The 16,132-nt window shown below is 45.0% G+C and carries 17 protein-coding genes and 1 riboswitch; of the genes, 14 read left to right on the top strand and 3 right to left on the bottom strand.

Going from position 1 to position 16,132, the window contains the following annotated elements; translation table 11 throughout:
• The first annotated feature begins 21 nt into the window (after positions 1–21).
• Positions 22–131, top strand: a riboswitch (TPP riboswitch).
• A 315-nt stretch (positions 132–446) separates the two neighbouring features.
• The 6 genes from PTQ21_RS24210 (at position 447) to PTQ21_RS24185 (ending at position 5,158) form a co-directional block, all read left to right on the top strand.
• Entirely contained in the window at positions 447–1,040 is a 594-nt protein-coding gene (locus tag PTQ21_RS24210; protein WP_274567430.1) for a thiamine phosphate synthase, read from the top strand.
• A 5-nt stretch (positions 1,041–1,045) separates the two neighbouring features.
• Positions 1,046–2,278, top strand: a complete 1,233-nt coding sequence (gene thiO / locus PTQ21_RS24205; RefSeq protein WP_274567428.1) for a glycine oxidase ThiO — start codon at positions 1,046–1,048, stop codon at positions 2,276–2,278.
• The gene (thiS, locus tag PTQ21_RS24200) at positions 2,275–2,478 is read left to right on the top strand and encodes a sulfur carrier protein ThiS (RefSeq protein WP_063562837.1); all 204 of its coding nucleotides are present in this window, start codon (positions 2,275–2,277) and stop codon (positions 2,476–2,478) included. Before thiO ends, thiS begins: the two co-directional genes overlap by 4 nt.
• A gap of 3 nt (positions 2,479–2,481) precedes the next feature.
• Positions 2,482–3,249, top strand: a complete 768-nt coding sequence (locus PTQ21_RS24195) for a thiazole synthase (RefSeq protein WP_072733286.1) — start codon at positions 2,482–2,484, stop codon at positions 3,247–3,249.
• A complete protein-coding gene (locus PTQ21_RS24190; protein ID WP_274567427.1) occupies positions 3,246–4,295 on the top strand; it encodes a MoeB/ThiF family adenylyltransferase in 1,050 nt (349 codons plus the stop codon). Before PTQ21_RS24195 ends, PTQ21_RS24190 begins: the two co-directional genes overlap by 4 nt.
• 173 nt (positions 4,296–4,468) lie before the next feature.
• On the top strand, positions 4,469–5,158 hold the full coding sequence (locus tag PTQ21_RS24185; protein ID WP_064637160.1) for a winged helix-turn-helix domain-containing protein: 690 nt from the start codon (positions 4,469–4,471) through the stop codon (positions 5,156–5,158).
• Between the two features lie 135 nt (positions 5,159–5,293).
• On the opposite strand, the gene PTQ21_RS24180 is transcribed toward PTQ21_RS24185, so the two are convergent.
• A complete protein-coding gene (locus PTQ21_RS24180) occupies positions 5,294–5,794 on the bottom strand; it encodes a C40 family peptidase (RefSeq protein WP_053780904.1) in 501 nt (166 codons plus the stop codon).
• Positions 5,795–6,075: 281 nt separating this feature from the next.
• Positions 6,076–6,717 carry a thiamine diphosphokinase gene (locus PTQ21_RS24175; protein WP_063562833.1) on the bottom strand — a complete coding sequence of 214 codons (642 nt, stop codon included), beginning with the start codon at positions 6,715–6,717 and terminating at the stop codon, positions 6,076–6,078.
• Positions 6,718–6,904: 187 nt separating this feature from the next.
• Here PTQ21_RS24175 and PTQ21_RS24170 point away from each other — a divergent pair, with 187 nt between their 5' ends.
• Together PTQ21_RS24170 and PTQ21_RS24165 are read left to right on the top strand one after the other, a co-directional pair.
• Entirely contained in the window at positions 6,905–7,573 is a 669-nt protein-coding gene (locus PTQ21_RS24170; protein ID WP_063563197.1) for a trimeric intracellular cation channel family protein, read from the top strand.
• Between the two features lies 1 nt (position 7,574).
• Positions 7,575–8,045, top strand: a complete 471-nt coding sequence (locus PTQ21_RS24165; protein ID WP_063562832.1) for a low molecular weight protein-tyrosine-phosphatase — start codon at positions 7,575–7,577, stop codon at positions 8,043–8,045.
• A gap of 158 nt (positions 8,046–8,203) precedes the next feature.
• Here PTQ21_RS24165 and PTQ21_RS24160 read toward each other — a convergent pair whose 3' ends face one another.
• Positions 8,204–8,938 (bottom strand): alpha/beta hydrolase, encoded by a 735-nt coding sequence (locus PTQ21_RS24160; protein WP_063562831.1) that lies wholly within the window; start codon positions 8,936–8,938, stop codon positions 8,204–8,206.
• A 255-nt stretch (positions 8,939–9,193) separates the two neighbouring features.
• Here PTQ21_RS24160 and pdhA point away from each other — a divergent pair, with 255 nt between their 5' ends.
• The 6 genes from pdhA to PTQ21_RS24130 all read left to right on the top strand — a co-directional run bounded on the left by pdhA (position 9,194) and on the right by PTQ21_RS24130 (position 15,899).
• Positions 9,194–10,261 carry a pyruvate dehydrogenase (acetyl-transferring) E1 component subunit alpha gene (pdhA, locus tag PTQ21_RS24155; protein ID WP_053780908.1) on the top strand — a complete coding sequence of 356 codons (1,068 nt, stop codon included), beginning with the start codon at positions 9,194–9,196 and terminating at the stop codon, positions 10,259–10,261.
• Positions 10,262–10,366: 105 nt separating this feature from the next.
• Positions 10,367–11,344 carry an alpha-ketoacid dehydrogenase subunit beta gene (locus PTQ21_RS24150; protein ID WP_062325380.1) on the top strand — a complete coding sequence of 326 codons (978 nt, stop codon included), beginning with the start codon at positions 10,367–10,369 and terminating at the stop codon, positions 11,342–11,344.
• Between the two features lie 175 nt (positions 11,345–11,519).
• Positions 11,520–12,833, top strand: a complete 1,314-nt coding sequence (locus tag PTQ21_RS24145; RefSeq protein ID WP_063562830.1) for a dihydrolipoamide acetyltransferase family protein — start codon at positions 11,520–11,522, stop codon at positions 12,831–12,833.
• A gap of 3 nt (positions 12,834–12,836) precedes the next feature.
• Positions 12,837–14,252: a dihydrolipoyl dehydrogenase gene (gene lpdA, locus PTQ21_RS24140; RefSeq protein WP_063562829.1), complete on the top strand. Its 1,416-nt coding sequence runs from the start codon at positions 12,837–12,839 to the stop codon at positions 14,250–14,252.
• 334 nt (positions 14,253–14,586) lie between these two features.
• Entirely contained in the window at positions 14,587–15,381 is a 795-nt protein-coding gene (gene thyA, locus PTQ21_RS24135; protein WP_063562828.1) for a thymidylate synthase, read from the top strand.
• A 29-nt stretch (positions 15,382–15,410) separates the two neighbouring features.
• Positions 15,411–15,899 carry a dihydrofolate reductase gene (locus PTQ21_RS24130; RefSeq protein ID WP_274567422.1) on the top strand — a complete coding sequence of 163 codons (489 nt, stop codon included), beginning with the start codon at positions 15,411–15,413 and terminating at the stop codon, positions 15,897–15,899.
• Positions 15,900–16,132: the final 233 nt, after the last annotated feature.

Genomic DNA, 16,132 nt, shown 5'->3' with positions numbered 1-16,132 from the left:
GTAACATAGGCTACAGCTTCATATGAACACTAGGGGGGCCGCACGATGCGGCTGAGATGGAAGAATGCGATTCCGGACCCTTTGTACCTGATCTGGATCATACCAGCGTAGGGAAGTGGCGCGTTTCAGCTAATGACAAAGAGCTTTATCGTTGACTTTGCGATATGGCCTGCAAGATGAATCATGCAGTTCTATGTATACAGCGTTGCGACTATGGATGGTTTCTATAGTTGTTGTGCGTTATGTATAGAGTAATTGCATGCGACAGTCATTCAGTTGATCCATGAATTTTAAATTCGTGGCCACTCCCCTACGGGAGTGGCTTTTTTGTTGTTGTATATCAGCTTAAATCATGCAAGAGGAGGGCGAATAGGACGGTAATCTTCCACGAACATGTAATAACAAGATCATTCGAACTGCATGTGGTTTCACCAGGTACAGGAGACTTGGACTCTTTTCTGAATATTGCTAAGGGTATATGGCGGTGGGTCGATTATATCCACATTCGGGAAAAAAAGCTGACCCTTGAAGAACAGATGTATTGGGCGCAAGGTCTAAAAACACAAGGTGTTCCATCTGTCCGAATCATTATGAATGGCTCAGATCAGCTGGATCAATATGCTTCAATTGGTGGTGTGCATTGGGGTCAAGCAGTTACTCGCAGCTATGATAAGGATGAGTTGAGGAGAGTCGATCGGCTGCGCGTAGGCATATCGGTTCATTCTCTGGAAGAAGCAAAAGTTGCAGAAGAACAGGGAGCGGATTATCTCTTTTATGGGCATGTCTATGCTTCAAATAGTAAACCGAATTGCGAACCCAGAGGGCTAAGTGCGTTAGCTGAGGTATGCTCTAATGTTTCGATTCCCGTGATCGCGATTGGCGGGATTAGTCCTGAGAATATTGCTGCCATTCGAACTGCTGGTGCTAGAGGAGCCGCTGTAATTTCAACGATTTGGACGACCGATAAGCCGGAAGTAGCTGCCGCTTCATTGCGACAGGCGATCACGGATTCAGACAAGTACGCCGAACCAAGGAGATGAAGATCTTGAGAGAGGAAGCAAGAAGTCGAAGCAGGAATCGTTCAGGCTATCATCCAGGAATCGTTTCGGAAAGTAAAGTTGGAGCGGAAGTTGGAGGCAAGCTTCATGCAGAAACCATTATTGTAGGTGGAGGAGTTATCGGATGTGCCATCGCATGTGAACTCGCTACTCGAGGCCATGACGTTCTTCTGGTTGAGCGGGCGCGGATCGCTGGGGGAACTTCCTGTGCAGCCGCAGGCATGCTTGCTGCTGATAGTGAGGAATTCACTCATGCTGTAATGGCAAAGCTTGTAAGGCAGAGCAGAGCTTTGCTTCATGAGCAGAAGGAACGGATCAGTTCGCTTAGCGGAGTGGAAATGGGGCTGCAACAGCATGGATTTATTACTCCTTTTCGTTCATACAGTGAGGTCAGCAGTTACAAGAATGATCGTAGATCGTCTACCTTATCTACAGAACATATTTGGTGGGATCGTATTGCTGTCCAACAGGAAGCTTCATGGTTAAACAGGGATACGTATGGAGCATTTTACAGACCTTCCGAGAGCGAGGTTCTTCCTGTCAACTTAACGCAGGCTTATGTCAGATCGGCTCAAGCCATGGGTGCAAGGGTGATGGAAGGGGTACAGGATGTCCGTTTGCATACGAATGTAAACGGTGTGCAAGGAATCGAGACTTCAATAGGAACGATGACATCGAGAAATGTCATTATTGCTACAGGGTTACATGGTGAAGAATTGATGAGACATGTAGGTCTGAAATCGCCTGTTTTACCAGTAAAGGGGGAGATTGCAGCCGTGCAGTTTTCTCCCCACCATGCCGGGTACAGGCCAGACAAAACGGTGTATGCAGAGGATATATATATTGTTCCCAAAGCCAATGGAGAAGTATGGATCGGTGCAACAAGCCTTCCTGGAAGAACAGACATGAAAGTTTCGGTACAAGGCATTCAGAAGCTGCTTGCAGCTGCAACAAACTGGGTACCTGGCATGAAGGAAGCACATTTTATCCGAGCGTGGGCTGGTGTCCGTCCTTCGACTCCGGATGGATTGCCCTATGTGGGGGCTTGTGATAGTGTACCGGGTTTATTCGCTGCTTTTGGACATTATCGTAACGGCATATTGCTTAGTGCAATTACAGCCAGCCTTATGGCTGACTTGATTTGTGGCAAAACCTCGGAAGAACTGGGGATTCAGGACCTTTGTCCAGAACGTTTGAACATAAAGGAGATGTTGCAGTGAACATCATTGTCAACGGACAAACCATGCAAATTGAAGATAGCTTAAATCGTGTAGATAAATTGCTCCATTCATTTAATTTGCAAGTAAAAACCGTCGTGGTTGAATTGAATCGGCAAATTTTAACGCGGGAATATCATGAAACGACGGCGTTAAGAGACGGAGACCGAATTGAAATTGTACATTTTGTGGGAGGCGGTTGAATTATGTTGAGGATTGGAAATTATACGTTTGAGTCTAGATTGCTGCTGGGTACAGGCAAATTTTCGGACTTGGAAGTGCAGAGCCAGGCGGTTGAAGCCTCCGGTACGGAAGTATTAACGTTCGCGGTTCGGCGTTTGAATCTGGAAGATCGGAACAAACAGCACTTTCTGGACACACTGGACTTGAAAAGGTATACCCTACTTCCGAATACAGCGGGTGCTGCAACAGCAGAGGAAGCTGTGCGAATCGCTGAACTAGCTCGGGCTTCAGGACTTTGTGATATGATAAAAGTAGAAGTTATCGGCGACGGAATCACATTACTTCCTGACCCAATTGAAACCTATAAAGCTTGCGAGATCTTGCTTGAAAAGGGCTTTACAGTACTGCCTTATATCTCAGACGATGTTATTCTGGCCAAGCGATTGCAACTACTCGGCGTACATGCTGTTATGCCTGGGGCTTCACCGATAGGGGCGGGGAGAGGAATTATTAATCCCTATAATCTGGAGATTATTATTGAACAAGCCGTCGTTCCTGTTATTGTGGATGCAGGACTTCGAGCACCTAAAGATGCTGCTCATGCGATGGAGCTGGGAGCTGACGGTGTATTGTTGAATACGGCTGTCTCCGGGTCCGGAGATCCGGTGAAGATGGCGAAGGCAATGCGAATGGGGGTTGAAGCAGGCAGACTGGCTTATGAGGCAGGCATGATTCCCGTTAAGCGCTATGCAGCAGCGAGTAGTCCGGCGGAAGGAATGGTTCATACATGACTAATCAGACACGATCTTCTGAACAGGGAGACCGCTATTCCAGACAGGAACGGTATGCACCTATCGGTAAGGAAGGTCAGCATAGATTGAATAACAGCAAAGTATTAATTGTTGGAGCGGGCGCGCTTGGTACGGGTATTGCGGAAACATTGGTACGTTCAGGAATTGGCCATATTACTATTGCAGATCGTGACTATGTGGAGTGGAGCAACCTACAGCGACAGCAATTATATATTGAGCAAGACGCCATTCAGCGAATGCCCAAAGCGATGGCAGCGAAGAAGCGCCTATCTGACATTAATTCTAACGTTGAGGTTGTAGGCAAAGTGATGGACGTCAGAGTAGATGAACTGGAAGAACTGGTTCAGAACGCAGACTTGATCATGGATGCAACAGATAATTTTGATACCCGGCTATTAATAAATGATATGTCTCAGAAGTATCGTATTCCGTGGATTTACGGAGGATGTGTGGGCAGTTATGGTATTACCTACACGTTTCTGCCTGGAGAAACGCCTTGTTTAAACTGTTTGTTGGGAGAGGTTCCGTTAGGTGGGGATACCTGTGATACATCAGGCATTATCCCTCAGGCGGTGCAGATGGTTACCGCTAATCAGACTGCCGAAGCAATGAAGCTTCTCAGTGGTAATTCAGGTGCACTGAGACGCAAGTTGTTATCATTCGATGTGTGGAGAAATGAATACATATCCATTAACGTCGACGGTGCCCGAAAAGAAGATTGTCCTTCCTGCGGTGTAAAGTCTAACTATCCGTACCTCTCTGCCTCAAACCTGGAAAAAACAGACGTATTATGTGGTAGGGATACGGTACAGATTCGCCCTTCACGGCGAATGAATCTGGATTTACAACATACGGCTGATCGTCTCGGCAAGTTGGATGAAGGCAAAGTGGAGGTTAATCCATTTTTGGTTTCTTTTACAACGGGAGCGCACAGGATGGTCATTTTTCAGGATGGTCGTGTCCTTGTTCATGGAACAAAAGACACGGCAGAGGCGCGTACGCTGGTTCACCGGTACTTTGGTTAGAGAAAAATCAAATGAATGTTCCGCGTCCGTTCCTTCCGGGAATGGACTTTTTCATTTTACGGCATGATAAACATACAACAATGCTGCGATGCACAGTGGTCACAAGGATGTGGAGACCAAGTGTAGTTTAAACCAACAAATGTAGCAGCGTACAAGACAGGCCGGGTGAAAAAATGAAAACATCCATATTACTGGTTGGCAGGGGCGATCTGGTTTCTTTTATTCAAGGCATACTGTGTGCAGAAGGGTACCAAGTCGAGCAAATGGAATGGACAGATCTGAACCGTATTTCTGAACTAACACTCACGAATCTTAATATGATCATATTAATGAATGAAGGATGTCATGAAGATACCCTGAAAAATGGACTAGAGTCTTTTGTGCACGTAGGTGTCACCTCCCCATTACTTGTGATAACTCCCAAGATATCGCCTGAATTGATTGTGGAATTACTCGATTACGGCGCTAATGATGTGATGGAAGCACCTATTCACGGTAATGTGATGATGGCCAGAATACGGAATCTTTTACGTGTGTTCTCGCATGCTTCACAGGAAGATGAAGAAGTCATTGTTGTACATGACCTCAAGGTCAATCTGCGTTCACGTCGTGTAAGTCGTGCAGGCGAATATCTGGTATTAACTCCAAAAGAATACGAATTGCTGGAATTTTTGGCTCGTCATGTGAATGAGGCGTGTCCCCGGAGCGTTATTTTAAGGGAAGTATGGGGGTATGATTTTGCAATGGATACCAATGTGGTGGATGTATATATCAAACATTTACGAGTGAAGGTGGATAAGGGGAGGAGTGTCAAATTAATTCATACCGTTCGTGGCATCGGTTATATGCTTCATACCCAATAAAAGAGGTCGTCTCAAAGAACTCAGTGTCTGTTTTCCACATAACTCCTGTTTGGAGAGAGAACTTCATTGGGTAAATATAAAAGGACCGGATCATCAGATCCGGCCCCACGCGCTTCGTTATCTTTAAAATATGAGCTACAGTACGCGGCGAGCTTTAATATATGTTTTTTTCCAGTTCCCCGAGTTCAAGTCGGAGAGAGTTACACCTGGTGATCCGTACGTGTGCAGAACTTTTCCGTCGCCTGCATATACGCCTACGTGAGTAATATTGGAGCCTGTAGAGCGACTACCGCTGGAGAAGAAGACGAGATCTCCCACTTGCAGATTAGCTTTGGAAACAGCTACACCTTCTTGGGATTGCTTAACGGATGTACGTGGCAGGTCTACACCATACTTTTTGAAGATGTATTTCATAAAAGAAGAGCAGTCAAAATTTTTAGTTGTAGAAGTTGACGCACCAAATTTATATGGAGTTCCTGTAAAGGTTTTACCATAATTCACGATTTGTTGTCCTGTGGATACAGAAGCGCTTGCTGCCTGTGCGACAGGTGCATTAGTCATTAATACAGCTCCAAAACCTAGTGTAGCGCACAACCCGACGGTTACGGCCTTTTGGACAAAGATGTTTGTTTTCATGTGAGTACCTCCAAAATTCGTTTTCGTTTAGTTGCTAGAGCGAGTATAACAGCTTTGTAACAGCCTAGAAATTGGATGGAACCTGATTCTCCCTAGGGCCGCAACGGTTTGGGTTTGTTTATTAAAATACCATTAAAAATGTCAAAAAATTAATCATTGACGAAGCTCGAATGTTACAAAAATAGAAAAGACCCTTGATATTCAAGGGTCTTTGTTGTTTTATGCTCTTATTTTTAATCTAAATCATAGGTTACAAAAACGTAATAAGTATAGGCGGAAGGTTAATCTTTGCTCTGAATAATGAGTAATAACCCACTATCAATAGAGACGGTGCCAGACTTTCCGAGCAGTTTGTTGCTAATCCCCAAAGATTGTCCCATGCGTATAGTAGCTTGATCTAGCGGGTACATGAAACCTTCCAGTGTGATACCTGTTACTTCATTAGTAAGTGGGAGCAGGGAGATGTACTCATATCCGCGGTCTTCCACAAAAGCTTCGGAGGTCGTTAGCATCATATAATTGTGTTCATCCTGCAGAGTACAGGAAATATGATGCTGCATAGCGCGGACCATAATATGTACGTTAGCCAGTGTATGATCCATGCGTGTGCCCGTTGCGCCCAACATAAGAATGTCAGTAGGCTCAAGATCCAATGCTGTTTCAAATGCCATCTCGGTATCGGTCAAATCCTTATGCACAGGATCACAGGTGATTATCCGTTCGCTGTTATCTCGTACCTTCTCCCGTTCCTGTTCGGTAATGGAATCAAAATCACCTACTGCGATATGTGGTTGAATCCCATGTTCTATTAAGAACAACGCCCCACGATCAGCTGCGATAATGATGTCATCCTTACCGATTTCTTTTAGAAATTGAGGAGAGAGGTTTCCCCCCGTAAAAATAACAATTCGTTTCTTAGTCATTCTATTTCATCCTTCCTAATCAATAAAGAAACAATTCACTTCTAATTAAGGTGTTAGAATGATGCAAAAATCATTCACAAAACCAGTATAATCCACAAAATGTGGTTGCACAATTTCGGCATGCGCGGATACAATGGGTAGAGCAACATGGAGATGACTTGAAAAGTGAGGTTTGAACAGGTTGGACTTGCACATTTTTGAAGTATTCAGCATTATAGGTACCATTGCATTTGCAATGTCCGGAGCTTTCGTGGCAATGGAAGAGGAATATGATATTTTAGGTGTGCTGGTACTGGGACTCGTGACCGCATTTGGAGGCGGAGTCATTCGTAATGTTCTCATTGGTGTACCCGTAACGATGCTGTGGAGCCAGGGAATGCTGATTATGCTCGCCCTTATATCTGTAGCGATTGCTTTCGTACTACCTCTTAAGTGGATTGGTCACTGGAAGCGGACAGAAGCGCTGTTCGATGCGATTGGACTTGCAGCATTTGCGATTCAAGGGGCGTTATACGCAGCCAATATGGGACATCCCATTAGTGCGGTTATTGTAGCCGCAGTGATGACCGGTATAGGCGGAGGAATCATTCGTGATCTGCTGGCTGGCAGGAAGCCATTGGTACTGCGTGATGAAATTTATGCCGTGTGGGCAATAACAGCTGGTTTTGCCATAGGTATGGGATGGTTCACAACCAACGTTGGGCTGTTAATATGTTTCGCCGCAGTTGTGTTCTTCCGAATGTGTTCTGTTCATTATAAATGGAAGCTGCCTCGTCGTTCTCTGGTACAAACGGAGAGTGTGAAACCTCAGACAGCACCAGCGCCACTTAACCGCACCTTGAGTAAGGGGGAATAACATGATTAACGTTTTGTTTGTATGTTTAGGCAACATATGCCGCTCACCAATGGCTGAGGCTGTCCTCCGTCATAAAGTGAGTGAAAGAGGACTTGATCAGCAGATTTCAGTGGACTCAGCAGGTACAGGAGACTGGCATGTTGGAAAACCTCCGCATGAGGGGACACGATCATTGCTGGATTCATATCAAATTTCTTATGCCAACATGGCGGCAAGACAATTTGCGAGTGCGGACTTCACACATTTTGATTACATTATATGCATGGATGATTCCAACGCAGCTAACGTAAGAAGTGTAACAGGTGGTGAGGATGCGGAAATTATCAAGATGATGGATCTGCTGCCGAACGAGACGCTCCGTGAAGTACCCGACCCGTATTATACGGGGAATTTTGAAGAAGTATACAGGCTGGTTGATGCAGGCTGCGACGTGTTGATGGATCGGATTGAAAAGGAACATTCTTTGATATAACAATTGGTGATGTTCTCTAGGAATGACTTGTGTGATACAAGAGAAGAAGCTGGAACGGACAAGCAGGTGAGCCTGCTTCTTTTTTGAACGTTCATGTAAGCGGTACCATGTGAATGTAAAACATAAGCGGCATTTCAGCCGCCTGTTCAATAATCGAATTAATTTTCTTGAAGAAAGTAAAGCAATGCTTCCGGCAGCTCGTTCTGCCAGAATCCCCATTGGTGATGCCCGTCTTTCTCCTGATAGGAGACAAGCGCACCTCGTTTTTCCAGCAAATCACGGGTATCCCGGTTTAATTGAACAAAATCATATGTGCCGGTATCGGCTTCAAAGGCAGTCTCCTGCAAACCAACAATCATCCAGATCGATAACCAGGACAAGTCTTCAGCTGCAGCGTAGATCTCCTGGGAAGCGGAGTAGTAAGCCCCAGACATGCTGATGACACGTGTAAACAGGTCTGGATAGAGTAGAGCAAGATGAAGTGAAACGCTGCCACCCAGTGAGTCTCCGGCAAGAACACGTTCCTGCGGAGAGCGGCGCACAGGATATTTCTCTTCTACATAGGGAATAATCTCTTCAGCGAAGCATGAGGTATACGCCTTGAACCGATCGCCGAAAGGGGCGTATTCCTGAGTTCTTACAGACACGTCAACCTGAACTCCTACTATAATGAAAGGTTCGGCTCCCTCGTCGAGAATGATGCGGTTGGCAGTGGTGGCGATACGTCCAAAGTTGAAAAATTCTTCACCGTCCTGACAATATACGACAGGGTAAGATAACAATTCGTTATAGCCTGGGGGAAGATAAATTCGTAATGTGCGCTTCTCTCCGAGATAGCGGCTCTCAATCTCTTCCTTTACAATCGTGCGTTTCAAATAGCGGGAATCCGTCATAAAACGTCACCTTTCTCGGTTAATTTTTGCATTCGACCGCGCAATACGGTAAGATTAACCTTGTGCGGGGATAGGTCAAATACGCAAACATGTATTATGCTGTTATACCAATATTAAGCCCCTGTTATACATACAATCCGGAAGGAAACATAAAAAAATTACGGATATCTTTGACGTATGCAGTGAAACAGGTGTATAATAATATTATAACAGCGGAACTTGATATTCAAATTTTTTGTTGAGGTGAAGAAAAAAATGAGCAAGGTTCCTTATGAAGTATATACGGAGGATGTAGAAGCTCTGTCCGTGCTGTCTCCTGACGGCGAAATCGTTAACAAAGACATGATGCCTAAGCTTTCCGACGATCAATTAAAAGAAATTATGTATCGCATGGTATTTACCCGTACTTGGGATGACCGTGCAGTAAACCTGGGCCGTCAAGGTCGTCTTGGTTTCTATGCTCCAGTATCTGGTCAAGAAGCTACAATGGTTGGTAGTGAATTTGCAATTGAAAAAGAAGACTTTGTATGTCCTGGCTATCGTGACATTCCGCAACTCGTGTGGCATGGACTTCCTCTTTATCAAGCGTTCCTGTACTCCCGTGGACACCAACATGGTGGACAAATTCCGGATGGCGTTAATGTATTGATGCCGCAAATCATCATTGGTGCACAAATCCTGCACGCAATGGGTATTGCTATGGGTTACAAATTGAAGAAACAAAAACAAGTTGTAATTACGTACACAGGTGATGGTGGTTCTTCAGAAGGTGACTTCTATGAAGGTCTGAACTACGCTGGTGTTTACAAATTGCCTGTTATTTTCTTCGTACAAAACAATGGTTATGCCATCACAACTCCTTTTGCTAAACAAACGGCAGCTCTGTCCATCGCTCACAAAGCGGTAGCAGCAGGTATCAAAGGTGTTAAAATTGATGGTATGGACATCTTCGCAGTTATCAAAGCGGTTCAGGAAGCTGCTGAACGTGGTCGTAACGGCGAAGGCGCAACTCTGATCGAAGCAGTAACTTACCGTTTCCGTCCTCACTCCCTTTCTGACGATGCTTCCAAGTATCGTACAAAAGAAGAAGAGGCTGAATGGAATGCTAAAGATCCAATCGCACGTTTTGCTAAATATCTGGAGAAAAAAGGTCTGTGGACTGAAGAAGATACAGCACGTGTGAAAGAAGAAGCAAAAGCAAAAGTGAACGAAGAGATCAAAAAAGCGGAAAAAACCGAGAAAATGACGATTTCAGGCTTGATCGACAGCATGTTCGAACAAACGCCTAAGCACTTGGAAGAGCAAAAAGCTGATTTCCAATAAGTTTTTTCCGATAAAGCATAAACATCCGGGACGGGTTCCGGTGTCCCGGTATACATGTATGAATTCAAATGTGAACTGTCAATGTTTAAGGAGGAAATGAAGCAAATGGCACAAATGAACATGAAAGAAGCAATCCGTGATGCGCTTCGCGTTGAGTTGAAACGTGATCCTAACGTTCTGCTTTTCGGTGAAGACGTAGGTAATGTAGGCGGCGTTTTCCGTGTAACGGAAGGTCTGCAAAAAGAGTTTGGCGAAGAGCGTGTATTTGATACTCCACTCGCTGAGTCCGCTATTGGCGGTCTGGCTGTTGGTTTGGGTGTTCAAGGTTTCCGTCCGGTTGCCGAGATCCAATTCGTTGGTTTTATCTTCGAAGCCCTTGACCAAATGGTAGTTCAAGCAGCTCGTATGCGTTTCCGCTCCGGCGGTAAATATAATTCTCCAATCGTATTCCGTACACCATTCGGTGGCGGTGTAAAAGCGGCAGAATTGCACACAGATTCCCTTGAAGGTTTGCTTACGCAAACTCCGGGTATTAAAGTGGTAGTACCTTCTAACCCTTACGATGCAAAAGGTCTTATGATCGCTTCTATTCGCGACAACGACCCTGTATTCTTCATGGAGCACTTGAACTTGTACCATGCATTCCGTGCAGAAGTACCTGAAGAAGATTACACAGTTGAGCTGGGCAAAGCGAACGTTGTTCGTGAAGGTTCTGATGTAACTATCATTACTTACGGTATGATGGTTCACACTTCTGTGAAAGCAGCAGAAGAGCTCGAAAAACAAGGAATCAAAGTTGAAGTTATCGACCTTCGTACGGTTAGCCCGATCGACATCGATACTATCGTTGCTTCCATTAAGAAAACAAACCGTGCAATTGTTGTACAGGAAGCTCAAAAGAGCGCAGGGGTTGCAGCTGAAGTCATTGCACAAATCAATGAAAAAGCAATCCTGCACTTGGAAGCTCCGGTTCTGCGTGTAGCTGGTCCGGATACTGTATATCCATTTGCACAGATTGAAGATACATGGCTTCCTAACCCAGCACGTATCGTTGCTGCGGTTAACAAAGTCGTAAATTTCTAATTTAATCATCTGACATGCCGCAAGGCGCAGTATGGTGATCCACACCGCAGCGCAAGCTGCACTGTAAACAGCCATTAGCCCCTTGAGTAACAGTTTATTGCATTAGCAGTAACGGTTGTTTCTTGGAGTTAAGGGTTGTTTTCAGGATTGAGACATAATCAAGGAGGTTTTTCAGTTGGCTAAATTTGAATACAAATTCCCTGAACTGGGCGAAGGCCTTCACGAAGGCGAAATCATCAAGATGCACATCAAAGTCGGTGACAAAGTAACTGACGACGACATCATCATGGAAGTACAGAATGACAAAGCGGTCGTTGAAGTACCTTGTCCGGTTAACGGCACAGTAACAGAAGTATTCGCAAAAGATGGCCAAGTTTGCCACGTTGGCGAAGTTGTTGCAATCATCGACGCTGAAGGTGAGCTTCCAGAGCAAGACGACGCTCCTGCAGGCGAACAAGAAAAAGATGCAGCTCAAGGTGGAGCTGACACAAGCGGTTCTTCCGCAGCAGCTTCCAGCTCGGATGCAGCTAAAGAAGGCGGAAACAACAGCGTTCCGGCAGTACCTGCCAAAGACGTTCTGGCAACACCAAGCGTGCGTAAATTTGCTCGCGAACAAGGCGTAGACATCGCTCAAGTTAACGGTACTGGCAACAACGGTAAAGTTACCAAAGAAGATGTTGAATCCTTCAAAAACGGTGGCGGTTCTTCCGCAGCGGCATCTTCCGAAGCTCCGGCTCAAGAAGAGAAAAAATCTGCAGCACCAGCAGCTGCTGCAGCTGATCAACGTGTGGAAGAAGAGCGCGTACCATTCAAAGGTATCCGTAAAGCGATCTCCAATGCGATGGTTAAATCGGCTTACACAGCTCCTCACGTTACAATCATGGACGAAGTGGACGTAACTGAACTGGTTGCTTTCCGTACTCGCATGAAACCTATCGCTGAGAAAAAAGGTACAAAAGTAACTTATCTGCCATTCATCGTTAAAGCTCTGGTTGCTGCTTCCCGTGAGTTCCCAGCATTGAACGCTATGATTGATGAAGAAGCTAATGAAATTGTATACAAAAAATACTACAACATCGGTATCGCTACAGATACAGACAACGGCTTGATCGTTCCTGTTATCAAAGATGCTGATCGTAAATCCATCTGGATGATCGCTGATTCCATTCGTGATCTGGCAGCTCGTGGCCGCGATGGCAAATTGAGCGCGAACGAAATGAGAGGAAGCACAATCTCCATCAGTAACATCGGTTCTGCTGGCGGTATGTTCTTCACTCCGATCATCAACTTCCCTGAAGTTGCAATTCTCGGAACTGGACGCATCAGCGAAAAAGCCGTTATTAAAAATGGCGAAGTTGTTGCAGCACCTGTAATGGCTCTTTCCCTGAGCTTTGACCACCGTATCATCGATGGCGCAACAGCACAAAACTTTATGAACTACATTAAACAGCTGCTCGCTAACCCTGAGCTGCTTGTTATGGAGGTGTAAGATATGGTAGTAGGCGACGCTTCTCTCAATATCGACACATTAGTAATTGGTGCGGGTCCTGGTGGCTATGTAGCTGCCATCCGTGCTGCTCAACTGGGCCAAAGCGTATTGATCGTAGACAAATCCGAACTGGGTGGCGTTTGTTTGAACCGCGGATGTATTCCATCCAAAGCCCTGATCTCGGCTGCACACCAATATGAGTCTGCATTGCACGGCGAAGCTTTTGGTATCTCTGCTGAGAACGTAAAAGTGGACTTCAGCAAAACTCAAGAATTCAAAAACGGCGTTGTTAAGAAAATGACTGGCGGCGTAGCTGGTTTGCTCAAAGGCAACAAAGTTGAAGTTTTCAACGGTGAGTGCATGTTCATTAACGAAAACGAAGCTCGTGTATTTAACGATCACGAGTCTCCACGTTACAAATTCAAAAATGCAATCATTGCAACAGGTTCCCGTCCAATCGAACTGAAACCTTTCCCGTTTGGCGGACGCATTCTGTCTTCAACAGAAGCTCTGAACTTGCCTGAAGTTCCAAAAAGCATGATCGTTATCGGTGGCGGTTATATCGGTGCTGAGCTTGGTCAAATGTACTCCAAATTCGGTGCTAAAGTAACAATTATCGAAGGTTTGGATACTGTACTGCCAGGTTTCGATAAAGATATGACTAGCCTCGTAGCTAAAAACATGAAGAAAACAGGCATCGAAATCGTAACGGGTGCAAAAGCTGAAAGTGCTGAGCAAACGGATAAAGATGTAACTGTTAAATATTCCGTAAACGGTGAATCCAAAGAAGTAACTGCAGATTACCTGCTAGTTACTGTTGGACGTCGTCCAAATACAGACGGAGAGCTTGGTCTGGATCTGATTGGCGTAGACGTTGACGAGCGTGGCTTCGTTAAAGTTGATCACCAAGGCCGTACTAGCATTCCTCACATCTTTGCAATCGGTGATATCGTATCTGGTCTGGCACTTGCCCACAAAGCTTCTTATGAAGGTAAAGTGGCTGCTGAAGCGATCGCTGGACAACCATCTGTAGTTGACTACAAATGTATGCCGGCAGTTGTGTTCACAGATCCTGAGTGCTCCAGCGTAGGTTACACTGAGAAAGAAGCTAAAGAAAAAGGCTACAAAGTAAAAGCTGGTAAATTCCCTTATGCGGGTAATGGCCGTGCTGTATCTTTGAACCACGCTGAAGGCTTCGTGAAAATCGTAGCTGACGAAGAAACAGGTCTTGTACTGGGTACCCAAATCGTAGGTCTGGAAGCTTCCAACCTGATTGCTGAGCTTGGACTCGCAATTGAAATGGGTGCGACTTTGGAAGATTTGGCGCTGACTATTCACGCTCACCCTACTTTGGGCGAAATCGTGATGGAAGCTGCGGAACTGGTTATGGGTCACCCGATCCACATCATTTCCCGCTAATATCGTCTAAGCTTCGGATTCGTCCGGCATTATACGTAAATCAAGAAGGGATGGATAACGTGTTACAGCGTTGTCTGTCCCTTTTTTTATGTGAACACCTAAAGAGAGAGCCTGTTAATGACATGAATTAATGAGGTTCAGTAGCACTTAAATCAATTAAGCACCATGCAATCAGAAGCTTAATGTGGTACACTGTAACAACCAATATGACAGCGGAGGGCTTAGGTCGATGCTGTTTTTTTTAAAATAAGGCAAATTGGAGCAAACACCAGTTGTGTGAATGTTCTTGTTTGTTTTTATTGCTATGAAATTAGAAGTGCGAGGGGAATATAATTTGAAAAACTATCTCGATTTATTACAGGATATCTTGGATACAGGCGTGCATAAGGGAGATCGCACCGGAACTGGAACACAGTCGGTATTTGGCAGACAGCTCAGATACGACCTATCCGAAGGGTTCCCGCTGGTAACAACTAAGCGAATCCATCTGAAATCAGTCATTCATGAGTTGTTGTGGTTTTTGAGCGGGGATACGAATATATCCTATCTCAAGGAAAACGGCGTGAAGATCTGGGACGATTGGGCTGACGAGAATGGCGACCTAGGTCCGGTATATGGATCACAATGGCGTACTTGGGAAGCACCAAACGGGGAGAAGATCGATCAGATTGCTGCCGTTATTGATTCGATCAAGAATAATCCAGATTCACGGCGTCACCTCGTTAGTGCCTGGAATGTGGCGGAGATTAACAACATGAAATTGCCTCCTTGTCATTTCGCGTTTCAGTTCTATGTGGCTGAGGGTAAACTATCGTGTATGCTTACCATGCGTTCTGTAGATACGTTCCTCGGGTTGCCATTTAACATTGCCAGCTATGCGCTGCTGACACATATGATTGCGCAGCAGTGTGATCTTGAAGTGGGAGAGTTCATCTGGTCCGGTGGGGACGTTCATATCTACTCGAACCATGTGGAACAAGTGAAAACGCAGTTGGAGCGTGAACCGTTCGCGTTGCCTAAATTGGTAATCAAGCGCAAGCCGGATTCCATTTTCGATTATACGTTTGATGATTTTGAGTTTGAGAACTATCAGCATCATCCGGGTATTAAAGCCCCGATTGCCGTATAAACAGACACGGATTGAAGGAGTGTGAAATCTTGAGCATTGAACTTGTATGGGCGATGGGCGAGAATGGTGTCATTGGATTGAATAATTCCATTCCGTGGCGTTTGCCTAAAGATATGACCTTTTTCAAGCAACGTACGTTGAACAAAACGATTATTATGGGACGTAACACATGGGAGTCCTTTGGAGGCAAGCCGCTTCCGCAACGTCGGAATATTGTTGTAACAAGAGATCTGAACTACCAAGCGAATCAGGCTGAAGTGGTGCATACGATTGAAGAGGGTCTGGAAGTTACAAAAGGCGAAGAGCTCTGCGTCATTGGCGGTTCCCAGGTCTATCGTGAGTTTTTGCCACTCGCAGATCGTCTGGTGGTGACCAAAATCCATGAGAATTTTGAGGGGGATACTTTTTTCCCGGATGTGGATTGGTCGGAGTGGGAGCTAACAGAACAGATCGAAGGCGAGCAAGATGAAAAAAATGTTTATGCATATACGTTTGAGTTCTACGAACGAAAACGGTAAAAGGGTCATAAGATGAAGTAGAAGAGCCCAAACATATGCTATTTACGAAGTATAGGGGCGCTGATTTGCGAAATATTCGTGAACAGCGTCTTTTCTTTTAGAAATAGAATGAAATAAATACGAATTAACATATAAATGACATAAATATGACGTAAAAATAACGAAAAAATGAATGCAATACATATCCCCTTAATCACTCTGTGGTAAAAAAGTATAAAAATTGTGGGAATTCA

The sequence above is a fragment of the Paenibacillus marchantiae genome (genome assembly GCF_028771845.1).
GTDB lineage: Bacteria > Bacillota > Bacilli > Paenibacillales > Paenibacillaceae > Paenibacillus > Paenibacillus marchantiae.
Note: the sequence above shows the minus strand (reverse complement) of the source record. Positions and strands in the feature narration are given on the sequence as shown.

Coding starts and splice junctions, on each gene's coding strand:
- lpdA (WP_063562829.1), top strand. CDS start 12,837: ATGGTAGTAGGCGACGCTTCTCTCAATATCGACACATTAGTAATTGGT.
- PTQ21_RS24160 (WP_063562831.1), bottom strand. CDS start 8,938: ATGACGGATTCCCGCTATTTGAAACGCACGATTGTAAAGGAAGAGATT.
- PTQ21_RS24175 (WP_063562833.1), bottom strand. CDS start 6,717: ATGACTAAGAAACGAATTGTTATTTTTACGGGGGGAAACCTCTCTCCT.
- PTQ21_RS24180 (WP_053780904.1), bottom strand. CDS start 5,794: ATGAAAACAAACATCTTTGTCCAAAAGGCCGTAACCGTCGGGTTGTGC.
- PTQ21_RS24190 (WP_274567427.1), top strand. CDS start 3,246: ATGACTAATCAGACACGATCTTCTGAACAGGGAGACCGCTATTCCAGA.
- PTQ21_RS24195 (WP_072733286.1), top strand. CDS start 2,482: ATGTTGAGGATTGGAAATTATACGTTTGAGTCTAGATTGCTGCTGGGT.
- PTQ21_RS24185 (WP_064637160.1), top strand. CDS start 4,469: ATGAAAACATCCATATTACTGGTTGGCAGGGGCGATCTGGTTTCTTTT.
- pdhA (WP_053780908.1), top strand. CDS start 9,194: ATGAGCAAGGTTCCTTATGAAGTATATACGGAGGATGTAGAAGCTCTG.
- PTQ21_RS24150 (WP_062325380.1), top strand. CDS start 10,367: ATGGCACAAATGAACATGAAAGAAGCAATCCGTGATGCGCTTCGCGTT.
- PTQ21_RS24165 (WP_063562832.1), top strand. CDS start 7,575: ATGATTAACGTTTTGTTTGTATGTTTAGGCAACATATGCCGCTCACCA.